This is a genomic window from Neisseria sp. P0019.S003, assembly GCF_051957115.1.
In the GTDB taxonomy this organism is placed as follows: domain Bacteria; phylum Pseudomonadota; class Gammaproteobacteria; order Burkholderiales; family Neisseriaceae; genus Neisseria; species Neisseria flavescens_D.
This window is the reverse complement of the sequence record NZ_JBQCWT010000001.1, coordinates 449,324-466,782: the sequence shown is the minus strand read 5'-3', so window position 1 is coordinate 466,782 and position 17,459 is coordinate 449,324. Positions and strand designations below refer to the sequence as shown.

Sequence of the window (17,459 nt, the reverse complement as noted above, 5' to 3'; positions counted from 1 at the left end):
GAACAAAGGCCGTCTGAAAGAATGAGGAAGAAATCTATAATTTCATCTTCCTATTTTTTCAGACGGCCTTTTTGTATTGGATAAAGCGTTATTGTTTTGACGCATCATCTTTGGCTCGTTGGGGCTGCCCCGAGCGTTGGTTGCTGCCATTGACGGCATCGCGCCATGCTTTGCGTTCGGCTTCGATTTTGGCGGCTACTTCGTGAACCATGGTTTCTTGTTTTTTGACGGCCGGCTCTTCCGGTGTGTTGTCGGAAAAGTGGAGGCCGTACCACAAGGCGGCGAAAATGCTGCAGACGAAGATAACGGCGATCAGGCCGATGATGGCCTGTTTGCCGGCAAGGGGTTTTTCAGGGGGAGGGACGAGGACATCGAAGCAGTCGGCGCAATCGAGGGCGAAGCAGACGTTTTCGGCTTCTTTGCGGCCGCGTCGGCCTTCTGTGATGTTGAAGGAGATGTGTTGCCCTTCGGCCGGAAGGCGGGTAAGGGTGGTGAAGGCGGCAAGGGCAAGAAAGATTTCTTGGCCTGTGTCTTCTATGGTAGCGGCGCCGAAGCCGCGCTTGCTGTTCCAGCGAGTAATCGTTCCGTAATAGCGCATAATGTATGTGGGGATATTATTATAGGTAACAATTTTTCCTTGGACTGATTTTAAATCAAAAAGTTTAGTTATTGTCTTAATTTTACACTAGATTTGTCTTGTTGGAAGCAGGCAGGCCGTCTGAAGGATTTCAGACGGCCTGTATGGTTTATGCCTACTTATTAAGCACTTTTTGGAAGGTATCGATCAGGTGTTGTGCAATGGCACGGCTGCCGAATTGTTGCAGGCAATCTTGGCGCAAGCGGACGGGATCGTATTGTGCATGGTTTTCGTAGAGGGTGAGCAATGCTTTGGTCAGCTCCGGTATGTTTTCGATTGGTACCAGCAGGCCGTTGTTGGAAGTGACGATGGATTCGGGGCCGCCGCAACGTGTGGCGATAACGGGCAAACCTTGCGACAGTGCTTCGATATAGACGACGCCGAAGGTCTCGGTACGGCTGGCGAGGACGAATGCGTTGCTGTGGCGCATGAGGTCTAGGGTTTGGTCGGTGGTTAATGCGCCGGTAAAGGTAACGGCGTGGTTGATGCCTAAGTCGCTTGCCAGTTGTTTCAGACGGCCTTCTTCTGCGCCGCTACCGCCGATTTTGAGTTTGAGCTGCGGATAGGTTTTGAGTGCTTCGGCAAAAGCAGGCAGGAGCAGGTCGTGGCCTTTGAGGTGGCGCAGATGGGAGACGCTGCAGAAGGTGAAGTCTTGATTGTTTTTTTCGGGGAACTCGAAATCCTGTTCAAAATTGCCGCCTAGCATATTGGGCAGGTATTGCCAGTCTGTACCGGCGTAGGTTTTTTCGAGAATATGGCAGAAATCACGGCTGACGGCGAACCGGGCCGCGCTGTGGCGCACGGCTTCGTGCATGGACGGCCATTGGTTTTTGCGGACAAGGCCGCGTGAAATGGCGCTGCTGTGTTCGGTAATCACATAGGGAATGCCGTATTTTTTGAAGATGGCGCAGGCCAAAATGGCGGCATAGTTGACGCAATGGGCGTGAATTACGTCGGGTTTACCGTTGTCTGCGATATAGGCTTCAAAAGCTTTCATGCCTGCGTTGACCCAGCGGATGCGGTCGATATCGACAACAGGGCAGCGCGGGAAGAAATACATGCTGTCGTAGGCGTAAGTATTGAGTCCGCCTTGCTGATGGCGGCGCAGGCCGTAGAAGCGCGAGAAGATGGTTTTCGGCTGGCTTCTCAAATAGCGGAACATGGGTACGACCATGCCGATTTTCATGCCTTCGCGTTGCAGGGCTTGGGCTTGGAGGCGGAAAAAGATTCCGTCCACGTCGGTTTCGGAAGAAGGATACCAAGAGGGGATAACGACAATATGCATGATGTGTTTTTTATGGAAGTAGGTAACGGCGAGGCCGTCTGAAAAGAAAAGATATCTTTCAGACGGCCTTTTGTATATTTAGTTCAATCAGTTGCCGGCAACCGTCATTTTGGAAACCAAGATGGAGCCGATTTGGTTGGACGAACGGCGTAATGCGTCGTCTGCCACGCCGGTGATGTCGCGGTACATATCCTGCAAACGACCGGCAATGGTGATTTCCTGAACCGGATAGGCAATGACGCCGTTTTCCACCCAAAAACCGGCCGCGCCGCGCGAGTAGTCGCCGGTAATGCCGTTGACACCTTGTCCCATCAATTCGGTAACCAGCAAACCTGTTCCCATTTCTTTCAACAGGTCGGCCTGCGTGGCGTGGGTGTGGTTCAGATACAGATTGTGCGCGCCGCCGGCATTGCCCGTTGTCTGCATACCGAGTTTTTTCGCGCTATAACTGCTGAGGAAATAGCCTTCGACTATGCCGTCTTTCACTACAAAACGCGGCTGCGTGGACACGCCCTCGGCATCGAAATAAGTGCTGCGAAACGAGCGCAGGATATGCGGTTCTTCGCGAAGGCTGAGAAATTCGGGAAGCACTTGTTTGCCGATGCTGTCAATCAGGAAGCTGCTTTGACGGTAAAGCGCACCGCCGCTGAGTGCGCCGATAAGGTGGCCGATTAAACCGACGGCGACAGTGGTGTCAAACAGTACAGGATAGCTGCCGGTCGGAACGCTGCGGCTGTTCAGACGGCGTAAAGTCCGTTCGGCTGCAGTTTGGCCGATGAGTTCGGGCGCGTCCATGTCTTCGTGACGGCAGGAAGAATCATACCAATAGTCGCGCTGCATGCCGTGTTCGTCGCTGGCAACCACGCTGCAAGAAATGCTGTGGTGCGTGCTTTGCTGGTGTGCCGCAAAGCCGTGGGTGTTGCCGTAAACATATTGGTAATGGCCGGTATGAACCGATGCGCCTTCGGAATTTTCAATGCGTTTGTCCGTTGACAGAGCGGCCTGTTCGCATTGCTTGGCCAAATCAATGGCGGATTCGGTACTCAAATCCCATTCGTGGTAGCGGTCGAGGTCGCCGATATGGGTTGCCATTAGGGCAGCATCAGCAAGGCCGGCGCAATCGTCTTCGGCGGTATAGCGTGCAATATCGATGGCAGCTTTGACCGTATCTTGCAGTGCGCGTTCGGAGAAGTCGGCAGTGCTGGCACGGCCTTTGCGTTGGCCGACATAGACCGTAATGTCTAAAGATTTGTCTTGTTGGAACTCGATTTGTTCGATTTCGCCCAAGCGCACGCTGACGCTTTGACCGAGCGACTCGCTGAAATCGGCTTCGGCCGAGGTAGCGCCGGATTGTTTGGCCAAATCCAGCGTGTGTCCGCACAAGCGCAACAGCTCGTCCGGTGTGTGGTTAAACAGCATAAAAAGGTTTCCTGACAGGGTTTTGCGGCATTTTAACCGTTTCAGACGGCCTCTGCAAAAATCGCACGGAAAGGCCGTCTGAAAACTGATAAAATAGGCAGATTCAGAAAATCAGGGAAACACAATGTTTGAACAAGAAGACGAATGGGTCAGCAAAACCCAAATGAAAAAGCAGATGAACGATTTGCAGGCTTTGGGTATGGAATTGACCAAACTCTCCAGCGATACGTTGAAAAAAATCGGCTTGGACGAAGAGCTGTTCGAGGCCATCGTTACCTATAAAAAAATCACGTCCAACAGCGCGCTCAAACGCCAAGCTCAATTTATCGGCCGCCTGATGCGCGATACCGACCCCGCACCCATCGAAGCCTATTTGGCCAAACTGCGCGGCGACAATACGGCGCACAATGCCTTTTTGCAACGCGTCGAGCAGGCGCGTACCCGACTGTTGGTAGACGATGGCGCGATTACCCAATTTATGGCCGATTTTCCGCAAGCCGACGCCGGTAAATTACGCACCTTGATCCGCAACACCAAAAAAGAGCAGGAACAAAACAAGCCGCCTAAAAACTTCCGCGCGCTGTTCCAAGAAATTAAAGCAGTGATGGAGGCCGGTCAATCCGACGCTTCAGAAGAAGGGCAGGATTGGGAAGAATAAACCTTAAGGCCGTCTGAAAACGGATTGCGGTTTTCAGACGGCCTGTATCGTAATATCGAAGGAGGATGACCATGAAATTTCGCCGCTTTGTACCTGCCTTGTTAATTAGTGCACTAACCCTGAATGGTTGTACTGTCTTTCTTTGGGGAGAGAACAACCCGTTCCATAAAACCACAACCGAAAAAACCGTTGCCAAAGACAATATTCAAGCATTTGGCGTGGTTGCCAAAGACAATACGCAACTGGAAACAGGCAGCCTGGTCATGATGGGCAAAAAATATTGGTTTGTCGTTAATCCTAAAGATTCGGCCAAGTTGAAGGCGGTCTTAGATGTTAAATTGGATAAACAGTTTCAAATGGTTCAGCAAAACCCAAGATATGCGTATAAGGCTTTGCCGGTCGAATTGAAATCCCCTGAAGCGCAAACTTTCCGCTCAAAATTCTGCCTGCGTTACGATACTCAAAAAGTTGCCGAGATTGCCAAGTTGAAACAGTTGGCGTTTAAGCCGGTTGAGCTCGATGACAAAACTGTCTACACGCGGTGTATTTCTACCGAAGGTCATTATTATGCGACGCCGAAAAATGTTGCCGAAGACCGCCGTTTTGACACTGCCGTCCCGGTCAGAATTTATTATACGGAAACCAAAAAAAGCACTGACGTTCAGAAGTTGACGGAGAATATCCTGCAAACGCCATTTACATTGGCTTTGGACGCAGTCGGCGCAGTGATAGCAATCCCCTATGTCGTAGTCAGTGAAATTATCGATGCTTCACGCAAATAATATCCAAGGCCGTCTGAAAACGGATTGCAGGTTTCAGACGGCCTCCACCTTAAAATAAACGCTTCAAAAAGATTAATCTTCTTTCTTTAAACCCCACACACCATGTCCGTCAAAATCCAAACACGTTCCATTAATCCGACTGTTTTCAACGACTTGCTCACTGCCGGTACCGATCCTTTGATTGCGCGGCTGTGTGCTGCGCGTGATGTGCAAAGTCCGGCCGAGTTGGACGACAAGCTTGCAGCGCTTTTGCCGTATCAAACGCTGACAAACTGCGAAGCCGCCGCCGGACGTTTGGCGGATGCGATTGAGCGTCAGGAAAAAATCCTGATTGTCGCCGACTATGACGCCGACGGTGCGACGGCGTGTTCCGTCGGTATGAGCGGTTTGGCAGCGATGGGGGCGAAAGTGGATTTCCTTGTGCCCAACCGCTTTGAACACGGCTACGGCTTAACGCCCGAATTGGCCGAAATCGCTGCCGAGCAAGGTGTGGATTTATTGGTGACGGTGGATAACGGTATTGCCAGCATTGCAGGCGTGGCGCGTGCGCAGGATTTGGGCTTGGATGTGATTGTGACCGACCACCATCTGCCTGCCGAGACCGTGCCCGACTGCATCATCGTCAATCCAAACCAAAAAGGCTGCGGTTTCCAAAGCAAAAGCTTGGCGGGCGTGGGCGTGATTTTTTATGTATTGATGGCTTTGCGTGCCGAACTGCGCCGCCGCAATTATTTTTCAGACGGCCTGAAAGAGCCGAATTTGGGCGACCTCTTGGATTTGGTTGCACTCGGTACCGTCGCTGACGTCGTCACTCTAGACCACAACAACCGTATCCTCGTGTCTCAAGGTTTGAAACGGATGCGTTTGGGCAAGATGCGACCCGGCATCCGCGCCTTGTTTGAAGTAGCGCGGCGCGACTGGCGCAAAGCGCAGCCATTTGATATGGGTTTTGCGTTGGGGCCGCGCATCAATGCGGCCGGACGGCTGGACGATATGTCGGTCGGTATTGCCTGTCTGTTGGCACGAGATGATGCCGAGGCGCAGGAACTGGCGGCCCAGTTAAACAACCTCAATATCGAGCGCCGTGAAATCGAGCAGTCTATGCTGCAAGACGCGCTGAATGATTTTCCCGAAACCCTGCCTTCAGGTCAGACGACGTTGGTGGCGTATCGCGACGATTTCCATCAAGGCGTGGTCGGCATCGTTGCCAGCCGCCTCAAAGACCGTTTTTATCGTCCGACCATCGTGTTTGCGCCTGCCGACAACGGCGAAGTGCGCGGTTCGGGACGCTCCATTCCCAATCTGCACCTGCGCGATGCTTTGGACTTGGTGTCCAAACGCCATCCCGATTTGATTTTGAAATTCGGCGGACACGCGATGGCGGCGGGTTTGAGCATACTTGAACACAATATCCCCTCATTTCAGACGGCCTTTGAAGAAGCCGTGCGCGAGATGGTGTGCGAAGACGATTTGTCGCAAACCTATATTACTGACGGCAGCCTGCCTGCACGCGACATTACGCTGGAACAGGCGCAAAACCTTGCTAAACACGTTTGGGGGCAGGGTTTCGCGCCACCGAGTTTTACCGACGAATTTCATGTTGTCCGCCAGCAGCCTTTGGGCGCGGAGGGTAAACACAAAAAAGTCTGGCTGCAAAAAGACGGCTATGAATTTGAAGCCATGTTTTGGCGTTGCAGCGAAGACATTCCCAAATACATCCGCACGGTGTACCGCCCCGTTGCCAACGAATGGCGGAATAATCTCGAATTACAGCTTTATATCGACTACTGGGAAGCCGCGTAAACAAAGGCCATCTGAAAAATGAAGAAACAAAAACCTTGGCTCGGCTTTTCATTGGCGCTGCTTGCCACCATGACTTGGGGCTCGCTGCCGGTTATCGCCCAACAGGCCTTAAAAGCCGTCGATGCGCCCACGCTGGTGTGGATACGCTTTTTAGTGGCTTCGCTGGTGTTGTTTGTGCTGTTGGGTTTGACCGGCAAGCTGCCGAGGCCGTCGGAATTTTCTAAGCAAACCTTGTTTTTATTGGTGTTGGGCATTATCGGCATTTCTGCCAACTTCGTTCTTGTTGCCATGGGTTTGCACTATATTTCTCCGACAACCACGCAGGTGTTGTGGCAGCTCTCGCCCTTTACCATGATTTTGGTCGGCGTAGGCGTGTTTAAAGAAGCCTTTACGCACTGGCAAAAAATCGGCTTGATGCTTTTGTTGACGGGTTTGGTCATGTTTTTCAACGACAAATTCGGCGAATTTTTCAGCTTGGGCGGCTATGCGGTCGGCGTGATGATGGCGGCTTCGGGCAGCATGATTTGGGTGTGCTACGGTGTGGCGCAAAAACTCTTGTCCAAACATTTCAATTCTCAACAAATCCTGTTGATGATTTATTTTTGCAGCAGCTTTGTTTTCCTGCCGTTTGCCGAACCGTCGCAAATCGCCCATATCAGTAATCTGTTTTTATGGAGCTGCTTTATCTATTGCTGCCTGAACACGCTGATCGGCTACGGTTCATTCGGCGAAGCGCTCAACCATTGGGACGCTTCAAAAGTCAGTATCGTCACCACGCTGATTCCTGTATTCACCATGATATTTTCCACCATCGGCCATCATCTCACCCCCGATTATTTTGCCGCTTCGGATATGAATATTGTCAGCTATGTGGGTGCCATGGTGGTTGTGACCGGAGCATTGCTGGCTGTGGCCGGAGAGAAAGTGATGGGGCTTTTTTTGAGAAAGATATGAAGCATTTATTGCAAAACAGAATAAAACAAGGCCGTCTGAAACAGGTTTCAGACGGCCTTTATATTTTCTAAATCAGATTAATGTGAAACGGCAAATCAATAGAAGCCTTCGCGTTCTTCACGGGTGCTGATGTAGATGTTTTTCACTTGGGTGTAGGCGGCGAGCATCATTTTGTGGGTCTCGCGGCCGATACCCGAAGTTTTGTAGCCGCCAAACGGCGCGCCGGCAGGCAGGCGGTTGTAGCAGTTTACCCAAACGCGGCCGGTTTCCAATGCGTTGGAAACGCGCAGGCAGCGGTTGATGTCGGTACTCCACACTGCGCCGCCCAAGCCGTATTCGCTGTCGTTGGCCATTTTGATGACTTCTTCTTCGGTTTTGAATTTAATCACGGTGGCAACCGGGCCGAAGATTTCTTCTTGGGAAACACGGGCTTCGTTGCTGGCCTCAATCAAAGTAGGTTCGACAAATTCGCCTTTGCCCAATTCGCCTTCGATTTTTTTACCGCCGGTAATGATGCGGCAGCCTTCTTGTTCGCCGATTTTGACGTATTTCAAAATGGTCTCGAGTTGACCGGCATTGACTTGAGAACCCATTTGGGTGTCGTCTTCCCAAGGTAGGCCGACTTTGATTTTTTTGAATTCTTCAGCCAAAGCATTGACGAATTTGTCGTAAATGCCTTCTTGTACAAAAATGCGCGAACCGGCGCAGCACACTTGGCCTTGGTTGAACAAAATACCTTTTTGCGCGCCTTCGAGTGCTTTGTCGAAAGGCATATCGTCGAAGAAGATGTTGGCAGATTTGCCGCCCAATTCCAAAGTGGACGGAATCAGCAATTCGGCGGCGGCGATGCCGACGCGGCGGCCGACTTCGGTTGAGCCGGTAAAGGCCAGTTTGTTGAAGCCTTTGTGGTGCAGCATGTATTCGCCGGATTTAGAACCGCGGCCGGTAATCACGTTCAACACGCCTTTAGGCAGCAAGTGGTTGATTTTTTGAGCGAGGGACAACAGGCTCAATGAAGTGCTGGAAGAAGGGTGGATGACGATGGTACAACCTGCGGCCAATGCCGGAGCGATTTTCCATGCGGCCATCAAGAATGGGAAGTTCCAAGGAATGATTTGGCCGACAACGCCGATCGGTTCGCGCAAAACGATGGACAGGTCTTCGGCGTCAAGCTGGGTCGCAGTGCCTTCTTCGCCGCGGATCACGCTGGCGAAATAGCGGAAATGGTCGGAAGCCAAAGGCACGTCGGCGGCACGGGTTTCGCGGATCGGTTTGCCGTTGTCCAAGGTTTCTTGCAGGGCAAACAATTCGGCGTTTTCATCAATCACATCGGCGATTTTGTTCAAAATGGCCGCGCGTTCGGCAGTCGTGGTTTTGCGCCATGTTTTGAATGCTTCTTGTGCAGCGGCTACGGCAGCATCGACATCAGCATCGGTTGCGTCTGTGAACTTGGCCAACTCATCGCCATTGGCAGGGTTGTAAGAGGATAAAAGTTTGCCTTCGCTACCTTTCGTCCATTCGCCGTTGATTAAAAGACCATATTCTTTATCAAACACATTTAAATCTTTTGCCATAATGCTGTCTCCTTAATGAATGGGAATAGGTGGTTCAACACCATGAAAGCAGCTTATGCTTTTTTCTTTTTAAGTTCAAGTACTAAAAATGAGAATGTTCTTAAAATTTACATTTGCAATGTTGTTTCATGTAGCAGGCCGTCTGAAAAATTAAGGATTTGATTGAAATGAAAGTGCATTTGTTAATATATTTAAAGATTCAGGCGACCTGAATAGGATTTGTTATGGTATAACATCATAACTCGTTGTTTTGAAAAAGATTATGGGTTGACGGCTTAGGGTATGGGGAGTATTCTCATTCATAGCTAAACAGTTTTTCAACACCCTAGGAGACTCTCTCATGAAAATGCATGCTGTGGTAGTAAATAAAGATGTAGCAGGTGATGTAGAAGTTGTTGAACGCGAACTGCGTCCGCTGGAATACGGTGAGGCGTTGGTGGAAGTCGAGTATTGCGGCGTGTGCCACACCGACTTGCACGTTGCGGCAGGCGATTACGGCGACAAACCGGGTCGCGTATTGGGACACGAAGGCATCGGTTTGGTTAAAGAAGTTGCCGACGGTGTGAAAAATCTGAAAGTCGGCGACCGTGTCAGCATCGCATGGCTGTTCCAAAGCTGCGGTTCTTGCGAATACTGTAATACCGGCCGCGAAACCTTGTGCCGCTCTGTATTGAACGCAGGCTATACTGCCGACGGCGGCATGGCGACCCACTGTATCGTGAGTGCCGATTATGCGGTCAAAGTTCCTGAAGGCTTGGATCCTGCGCAAGCTTCCAGTATCACTTGTGCCGGCGTAACTACTTATAAAGCCATTAAAGTTTCCGGCGTCCGTCCGGGCCAATGGATTGCGATTTACGGCGCAGGCGGTTTGGGCAACTTGGCGGTTCAATACGCGAAAAAAGTGTTTGGCGCGCACGTTGTTGCCATTGATGTTAATGACGACAAACTGGCTTTTGCCAAAGAAACCGGTGCGGATTTGGTAATCAATGCTGCCAAAGAAGATGCGGCTCAAGTCATCCAAGAGAAAACCGGTGGCGCACACGCAGCCGTTGTAACAGCCGTATCCGCTGCTGCTTTCAATTCAGGTGTTAACTGCGTCCGCGCAGGCGGCCGTGTCGTTGCAGTCGGCTTGCCACCTGAGTCTATGGACTTGTCTATCCCACGCTTGGTATTGGACGGCATCGAAGTGGTCGGTTCTCTGGTCGGTACCCGCAAAGATTTGGAAGAAGCATTCCAATTCGGTGCAGAAGGTTTGGTTGTGCCTAAAGTCGAATTGCGTGCTTTGGATGAAGCGCCTGCCATCTTCCAAGAAATGCGCGAAGGTAAAATTACCGGCCGTATGGTGATTGATATGAACAAAGAGTGCAGCTGCATTCATCACTAATCAAATGATTCCGTGACAAAAAGGCCGTCTGAAAAATTTCAGACGGCCTTTTTTATTGGATTGGATAACTTAAAGCGCAAAATCGCTTTCAAATACGCGGATTTCTCCGCTGACAGGATCGGTAAACTCAATTCTTTTGGCCAGAAGTTTTAAAGGTTTGTCGTAGTCTTCATCACCGGCCGCCAATGGGGTAGGGTAAAGCGCATCGTTCATCAGCGGCATATTCAAACTCATCATATGCACGCGGAGCTGGTGTTTCTTTCCGGTATGCGGCGTGAGGCGGTAGAGGCTGAATGCGCCGCGGTTTTCGATAAGTTCGATAGTCGTGTGGGCGTTGGGTTCTCCTTCCGTTTCCCGCGTGAGAAAGAATTTTTCGCCGCGTTCCATTCGGGATGAAATATCCAGCGGATAGTCCAAATCCGTCCGCGTCGGCGCCACCGCTTCATAAGTTTTTTGTACAGTTTTTTCTTGGAACATGGTCTGATAATCGCGACGCGTGGCAGGGTTGAGTGAAAGCAGCATAACGCCTGCCGTATCTTTATCCAAGCGATGAATCGGCGTAATGTCTTCAACATTCAAATGCTGCAACTCAGGCCGCAAACGCAGGCGCGTGAGCAGGGTTTCCCGCAAAAACCTGCCGCTGGGGATGACGGGCAGAAAATGCGGTTTGTCCACCACAATCAAATGCTCGTCAATATGCAAAATCTTTTCTTCAAACGGAATACGCGGCTCGCTCTCACGGCTGGTTTCACGGTAATAAAACATCGTCTTGCCGGGTTCGAACAAGGTATTTTCATCAAACGGCACACCATCCGCGCCCACCACAAAACCGCTGTTCAGCCGCCGCCGCCAGTTTTCTTCGCCGACAAAGGGAAAATGAGCGCATAAAAAATGCAGCAGCGGCAAGCCGTAAAACTGCTTTTCATGCGGCAAAACCAAGTAGCTGGGTTTGACACCGTCTAAAAGGGGTAGGGGATTGGTACGTTTTTTCATGTGGCGGATTGTACTCGGTTTTTAGGATTTTTTCAGATGGTGTTTCGGATTGAGAAAGTGCGGCAGATCATCATTTATGTCTAATGTTTATATGGTCTATCGAACATAAGTGCTTGTACAATGTGGAAACTACCGTTTGTATGCCAGTAAATCCGCTTATACATCACTTCTGCTATAATTAAGGCCGTCTGAAACCTGTTTTTCAGACGACCTTTTGCCAGTCCAAGAAGGGGAAACCGATGAAACCGATGAACGCCTTAATGACCGCTGCCGTATTTTCAGTACTCAGCCTGAATGCCTGCGGCAGCTCGGAGAAAAGCATGAGTATTCAGGAAAAAACCGAAGCAAGATTTCAGCTAAACCCCCATCCCAAACAGGCATACCGCCTTAAAATCAAAATTAACGATGCACCCGGACCGTTGAAGTTGATGGGGAGTATGAGTGTAGGTTATGGAGCAAGGAATTGCTCGTATATTATTAATCGCATTGAAGGAGTGGCTGCCAATCCGGAAAAAGATTTGGAAATTGAAGTTCGCCAGCTAGGGGAGTTTGAATACGAAGCCATTGTCTATACTGATGCAATGCAGGATGAAAATTACTTTAATGAAGGTGTCTGCCATTGGCAGATAGAGGGATTCGGCTTGGGTTTTAAAGCAACAGGAGAGCCATCAGAGACTAGATTTAGTTTTGGAAATATTTTCAATGATTTGATAGAGAAAAAAACATTAACCAAATATTATTGGAAATGGTCATATCCTTATTTTACACGGGAAGATGGTTCCATTTCTCCGGATTTTGTCAATTTCGGCATTACCTCTCCTGAATTGTATAGTGCCGAAGAACATAAAGAAATGTTTACCATAACTGTAACCTTTGAGGAAATTCAATCATGAGTAATATTACTAGACAGCAGCAGGCCAATCTTGCAGTAGACGCCTGCAATACCTGTGCCTTTACCGTTAATCTGTCGACAAATTCGCTTATACATAACTTCCGCTATAATTGAGGCCGTCTGAAAACCTTTTGTATTTGGTTTTCAGACGGCCTTTGCCAGCCCAAGAAGGGAAACCCGATGAAACCGATGAACGCATTAATGACCGCTGCCGTATTTTCAGTCCTTAGCCTGAATGCCTGCGGCGGTTCGGAGAAAAGCATGAGTATTCAGGAACAAACCGAAGCAAGATTCCAGCTAAATCCCCATCCCAAACAGGCTTACCGTCTTAGAATCAAAATCAACGATGCGCCGGGGCCGTTAAAACTGATAGGTAAATTTGGGGTTGGCTATAAAGCCGAAAATTGTACGTACATCATCAATAAAATCGAAGGAGCCCCTGCAAAACCTGAAAAGAACTTACAGACCGATATCCGCCAGCTTGGGGAGTTTGAATATGAAACTGTGGTTTATGCTGACGCATTGTTGGATGAAGACTATTTCGGAGAAGGCGTCTGCCACTGGCAGCCTGAAGGCTTCGGTTTTTCGCTGAAGGAAACAGGAAGTCCTGAAGAAACAGAGTTTAATTTCAGCGATATAATGAAATATTTATTAGAAAAAAAGACGCTGACTAATTATTATTGGAAATGGTCATATCCTTATTCTAGAAAAGAAGATGGTACTCTTTACACCGATTCCGTTGATTTTGGAATTGAATCGCCCGAAATTTATAGTGCCGAAGAACATAAAGAAATGTTTACCATAACTGTAACCCTTGAGGAAATTCAATCATGAGTAATATTACTAGACAGCAGCAGGCCGATCTTGCAGTAGACGCCTGCAATACCTGTGCCTTTACCGTTAATCTGTCGACAAATTCGCTTATACATAACTTCCGCTATAATTGAGGCCGTCTGAAAACCTTTTGTATTTGGTTTTCAGACGGCCTTTGCCAGCCCAAGAAGGGAAACCCGATGAAACCGATGACCGCATTAATGACCGCCGCCGTATTTTCAGTCCTTAGCCTGAATGCCTGCGGCAGCTCGGAGAAAAGCATGAGTATTCAGGAACAAACCGAAGCAAGATTCCAGCTAAATCCCCATCCCAAACAGACATACCGCCTCAGAATCAAAATCAACGACGCACCGGGGCCGCTGAAACTGATAGGTAAATTTGGGGTCGGCTATAAAGCCGAAAATTGTACGTACATCATCAATCAAATCGAAGGTGCACCAGCTAAACCTGAAAAGGATTTACAAACCGATATCCGCCAGCTTGGGGATTTTGAATATGAAACTGTGGTTTATGCAGACGCATTATTGGATGAAGACTACTTCGGGGAAGGAATCTGTCACTGGCAGCTTGAAGGTTTTGGAGTTTCATTGAAAGCTACAGGAAGTCCTGAAGAAACAGAATTCAATTTCAGCGATATAATGAAACACTTATTAGAAGAAAAGACACTGACCAAATATTATTGGAAATGGTCATATCCTTATTTTACACGGGAAGATGGTTCCATTTCTCCGGATTTTGTCAATTTCGGCATTACCTCTCCTGAACTGTATAGTGCCGAAGAACATAAAGAAATGTTTACCATAACTGTAACCCTTGAGGAGGCTAAACCATGAGCAATATTAGCAGGCAGCAGCAGGCCGATCTTGCAGTAGATGCCTACAACACCCGTACAGTAACCAAAGGAAATAAAACCATCACTATTGGAAACAATGAATATAAAGTTCTAGCCGTCCGCAACAACCCTGTAACAGGTTATCAAGGAACGGTGTACCAAGATGTCCGAACCAATGAAATTGTCGTTGCCCACCGAGGAACGGCCAGCGTTACGGATGGTATCATTGACCTTGCGATGGTAACCAGTTGGGCAAATCTTCAGGCTGCTGATGCGGAAAAGCTGACTCGTAAGGCGATCAAGCTAGCTAATGACATACATCGAAACGATCCTCAAATTCCCATCCCAAAAATCACTCATACAGGTCATTCCCTCGGCGGTGCACATGTCGAAATCCAAGCCCACCGTTTCGGGCATGAAGGCGCAACCTTCAACGGCTACGGCGCGGTCGGAATGCACGGCGTTCCCAAAGGCGGCAGCACGGTAACCAACTATGTAAAAGCTGCGGATACGGTTTCCGCCGCCTCCGCCCATTACGGCAAGGTCATCGTATTGGCCGGACAAGACGACATCGCGCTGTTGCAAAAATTCGGTTACAACAATCAAAGCAATACCAGAGCCTATAAAGCCGTCGGCGTAGCGGCCCGTTCTATCAAAGTTCATTCTTCCGACAACTTCGTGGGCAAAAACTCCATCCTCTCCGAACGCAATTTCAACCAGGCACTTCAACTCGCCGAATCGAATAAAAACATGATTCAGGATTACCGAGGCGATGTAGCGGTAAGTAAAGCAGCCATTTCGATTGCCGCTTTCGGCGCTGCACCGCTGGCAGAAAAAGTCCGTATCCTCAGTAACCATCCGCATAGGCAAAAAGATGAACAAGCGGAAAAAATCCAAGAAATCATCAACAGTGTACCGCCGCCGAAATCCCTGTTCGACAACAGGATGTTTATGATGCAGAACGACGGCACACGTCCCGATGCAGGGAAGGAGGCCTATGCCGACGCAGGCAAACCCGACATCAGCAAACCCTTAGTCAAAAACGCTTCTGCCAACGAATTCCGCGAATACGGTTTTGCAGCCTTGCTGTCAGATGACGATAACAAAAGGTATGCCGCTTTGGATAGCATGCTGGATTCTAATGTCGGACGCGGTTTGCGGCAAAACGTAGACAAGGTTTATGCTACGCAGGAACGCGAGCAGGAAATGGCGCGCTTGGCGGAAGAGCAGGTGCGGCAGGTTGATGCGCCTGTGATGCGGATGGGCCGCGGTTAGTAGGTTGGATAAATAAAAGCGTTAATCGATCAAAGGCTGTCTGAAACTTTCAGACGGCCTTTTGATTTGTTCCCAACCTCACAAGCCCTTAAAAATCAGCTATAATGCCCAACTATTTGATTTTCGCTTATCCCATATTAAAATGGCACAAAAAATTCAATCTGTAAAAGGTATGAACGACCTTTTACCTGTCGAACAAAAAGATTTCAAACTGACGGCTGCGTTTTGGCAGGCGTTTGAAGATACGGTCGGCCGTTGGACACGCGCTTACGGCTATCAGCAAATCCGTACGCCGATTGTCGAGCAAACCGGTTTGTTTGTCCGCTCCATCGGCGAGGAAACCGATGTGGTCGGCAAGGAAATGTACACCTTCTCCGATTCAAACGATTCTTTGAGTTTGAGCCTGCGTCCTGAAGGTACGGCTTCTTGTTTGCGTGCGGTGGTCGAACACAACCTTCTGTACAACAGCCCGCAAAAGCTGTGGTATATGGGGCCGATGTTCCGCCGCGAGCGTCCGCAAAAAGGCCGTTATCGTCAGTTCCATCAGGTCGGTATCGAGGCTTTGGGTTTTGAAGGGCCGGATATTGATGCGGAAATCATCGCGATGTCTGCCGACTTGTGGGAAAAATTGGGTATTCGCGAATACCTGACTTTGGAAATCAACAGCTTGGGCAACCGTGAGGAACGCGCGGCACACCGTGCGGCATTGGTTGAATATCTGACCCGTTATGAAGATAAATTGGACGAAGACAGCAAACGCCGTCTGAAAACCAATCCTTTGCGCGTTTTGGATACGAAAAACCCTGATTTGCAGGAAATCTGCAACGCGGCGCCGCGTCTGGTGGATTATTTGGGCGAGGCTTCGCAAAACCACTATGCACGCTTCAAGGCGATGTTGGACGGTTTGGGTATTCAGTATATTGAAAATCCGCGCTTGGTCCGCGGTTTGGATTACTACAATCAGACGGTTTTTGAGTGGACGACCGACAAACTCGGCGCGCAGGCGACTGTGTGCGGCGGCGGCCGTTACGATGGTTTGATTGAAGAGCTTGGCGGCAAACCTGCGCCGTCTATCGGCTTTGCGATGGGTATTGAGCGCCTGCTGCTTTTGGTGAGCGAATACGGCTCATTGGAAGTGAACGCTGCGCCTGATGTCTATGCAATGCACCAAGGCGAAGGTGCGGACTTGCAGGTGATGAAATACGCACAAGCCTTACGCGCTCAAGGCTTCAATGTGATGCAGCATTCCGGCTATCAGAGCCTGAAAGCGCAAATGAAAAAAGCAGACAACAGTGGCGCAAGCTTTGCCCTGATTGTGGCTCAGGATGAGCTGGCAAACGGTACGGTTACCCTGAAAGATATGCAGGGCAAACATGAACAACAAACCGTTGCCGCCGCTGATTTGACAGACACTTTACAACAATGGAAGAACGCATAAATGGCAGCCCATTTGGAAGAACAACAAGAGTTAGACAACTTTAAATATTTTTGGAAAAAAACAGGCCGTTGGATCTTTGCCTTGCTGATCGTGGCGGCTTTGGGGTATTTGGGTTACACCATTTACCAAGGCCAAAAAGCTTCAAAAGATCAGGAAGCTGCCGCCGTGTTGGCGCAAATGGTGGAAAAGGCGCAGCAAAAAACCGACCAAAAAGCCATCAACGCCGATTTGGCCGAATTGCAAAAAAACTATCCTGATTCCATTTCGACAGCCCAAGCTACTTTGATGGTAGCGGCGACCGAGTTTGATGCCGGCCGTTATGATGTGGCGGAAGGTCATTTGAATTGGGTGCTGAAAAACCAAAACGCACCGTTGGTTCAAGCTTTGGCAGCGCAGCGTTTGGGCGTTGTCCTGTTGCAACAGAAAAAATACGATGCCGCCATCAATGCCCTGAATACTCAGGTTGAGGCTGATTTCGAGCCTTTGATGCTGGAAACCAAAGGCGATGTTTACGTTGCCCAAAATAAAACCAAAGAAGCCGTACAAAGTTACGAAGCTGCTTTGAGCAAAATGCCGCAAACCGCAGTAGGCCGAGAATTGCTGCAAATGAAAATCGACAGCTTGAAATAAGTTTGTTTAAAATCAAGGCCGTCTGAAGTTGCAATGACTTTTCAGACGGCCTACACTTATCCTTATCAA

16 protein-coding genes are annotated in these 17,459 nt (G+C 49.3%); 11 read left to right on the top strand and 5 right to left on the bottom strand.

The window, feature by feature from the left end; genetic code table 11:
• Positions 1–88: 88 nt before the first annotated feature.
• From ACTHTS_RS02235 to pmbA, 3 genes are all read right to left on the bottom strand, one after another.
• Positions 89–598 (bottom strand): cold-shock protein, encoded by a 510-nt coding sequence (locus tag ACTHTS_RS02235; protein WP_440369089.1) that lies wholly within the window; start codon positions 596–598, stop codon positions 89–91.
• 154 nt (positions 599–752) lie between these two features.
• Complete coding sequence (locus ACTHTS_RS02230) at positions 753–1,922, bottom strand: glycosyltransferase (protein WP_440369088.1); 1,170 nt, start codon at positions 1,920–1,922, stop codon at positions 753–755.
• A gap of 87 nt (positions 1,923–2,009) precedes the next feature.
• Positions 2,010–3,341 carry a metalloprotease PmbA gene (pmbA, locus tag ACTHTS_RS02225; protein WP_128580838.1) on the bottom strand — a complete coding sequence of 444 codons (1,332 nt, stop codon included), beginning with the start codon at positions 3,339–3,341 and terminating at the stop codon, positions 2,010–2,012.
• 124 nt (positions 3,342–3,465) lie between these two features.
• On the opposite strand from pmbA, the gene yjgA reads away from it, so the two are divergent.
• The 4 genes from yjgA to ACTHTS_RS02205 all read left to right on the top strand — a co-directional run bounded on the left by yjgA (position 3,466) and on the right by ACTHTS_RS02205 (position 7,538).
• Entirely contained in the window at positions 3,466–3,999 is a 534-nt protein-coding gene (yjgA, locus tag ACTHTS_RS02220; RefSeq protein WP_440369087.1) for a ribosome biogenesis factor YjgA, read from the top strand.
• Positions 4,000–4,070: 71 nt separating this feature from the next.
• The gene (locus ACTHTS_RS02215) at positions 4,071–4,781 is read left to right on the top strand and encodes a hypothetical protein (RefSeq protein ID WP_440369086.1); all 711 of its coding nucleotides are present in this window, start codon (positions 4,071–4,073) and stop codon (positions 4,779–4,781) included.
• A gap of 102 nt (positions 4,782–4,883) precedes the next feature.
• Positions 4,884–6,584, top strand: coding sequence for a single-stranded-DNA-specific exonuclease RecJ (gene recJ / locus ACTHTS_RS02210; RefSeq protein WP_440369085.1), 1,701 nt, complete (start codon positions 4,884–4,886; stop codon positions 6,582–6,584).
• Positions 6,585–6,602: 18 nt separating this feature from the next.
• On the top strand, positions 6,603–7,538 hold the full coding sequence (locus tag ACTHTS_RS02205; protein ID WP_440369084.1) for a DMT family transporter: 936 nt from the start codon (positions 6,603–6,605) through the stop codon (positions 7,536–7,538).
• Between the two features lie 95 nt (positions 7,539–7,633).
• Here ACTHTS_RS02205 and ACTHTS_RS02200 read toward each other — a convergent pair whose 3' ends face one another.
• Positions 7,634–9,112 (bottom strand): aldehyde dehydrogenase family protein, encoded by a 1,479-nt coding sequence (locus ACTHTS_RS02200; protein WP_070584307.1) that lies wholly within the window; start codon positions 9,110–9,112, stop codon positions 7,634–7,636.
• Positions 9,113–9,452: 340 nt separating this feature from the next.
• On the opposite strand from ACTHTS_RS02200, the gene adhP reads away from it, so the two are divergent.
• Positions 9,453–10,496: an alcohol dehydrogenase AdhP gene (gene adhP, locus ACTHTS_RS02195; protein ID WP_003681279.1), complete on the top strand. Its 1,044-nt coding sequence runs from the start codon at positions 9,453–9,455 to the stop codon at positions 10,494–10,496.
• A gap of 69 nt (positions 10,497–10,565) precedes the next feature.
• Here the strand turns inward: adhP and ACTHTS_RS02190 are convergent, their stop codons facing one another.
• The gene (locus ACTHTS_RS02190; protein ID WP_440369083.1) at positions 10,566–11,489 is read right to left on the bottom strand and encodes an RluA family pseudouridine synthase; all 924 of its coding nucleotides are present in this window, start codon (positions 11,487–11,489) and stop codon (positions 10,566–10,568) included.
• A 239-nt stretch (positions 11,490–11,728) separates the two neighbouring features.
• On the opposite strand from ACTHTS_RS02190, the gene ACTHTS_RS02185 reads away from it, so the two are divergent.
• The 6 genes from ACTHTS_RS02185 to ACTHTS_RS02160 all read left to right on the top strand — a co-directional run bounded on the left by ACTHTS_RS02185 (position 11,729) and on the right by ACTHTS_RS02160 (position 17,390).
• Entirely contained in the window at positions 11,729–12,382 is a 654-nt protein-coding gene (locus ACTHTS_RS02185; RefSeq protein WP_440369082.1) for a hypothetical protein, read from the top strand.
• Positions 12,383–12,561: 179 nt separating this feature from the next.
• Entirely contained in the window at positions 12,562–13,215 is a 654-nt protein-coding gene (locus tag ACTHTS_RS02180; RefSeq protein WP_440369081.1) for a hypothetical protein, read from the top strand.
• 179 nt (positions 13,216–13,394) lie between these two features.
• A complete protein-coding gene (locus ACTHTS_RS02175) occupies positions 13,395–14,048 on the top strand; it encodes a hypothetical protein (RefSeq protein ID WP_440369080.1) in 654 nt (217 codons plus the stop codon).
• The gene (locus tag ACTHTS_RS02170) at positions 14,045–15,322 is read left to right on the top strand and encodes a lipase (RefSeq protein WP_440369079.1); all 1,278 of its coding nucleotides are present in this window, start codon (positions 14,045–14,047) and stop codon (positions 15,320–15,322) included. The genes ACTHTS_RS02175 and ACTHTS_RS02170 overlap by 4 nt, the downstream gene beginning before the upstream one ends.
• Before the next feature lie 142 nt (positions 15,323–15,464).
• On the top strand, positions 15,465–16,760 hold the full coding sequence (gene hisS, locus ACTHTS_RS02165) for a histidine--tRNA ligase (protein WP_440369078.1): 1,296 nt from the start codon (positions 15,465–15,467) through the stop codon (positions 16,758–16,760).
• Positions 16,761–17,390, top strand: coding sequence for a YfgM family protein (locus ACTHTS_RS02160; RefSeq protein ID WP_070461416.1), 630 nt, complete (start codon positions 16,761–16,763; stop codon positions 17,388–17,390). It begins immediately after the preceding gene.
• Positions 17,391–17,459: the final 69 nt, after the last annotated feature.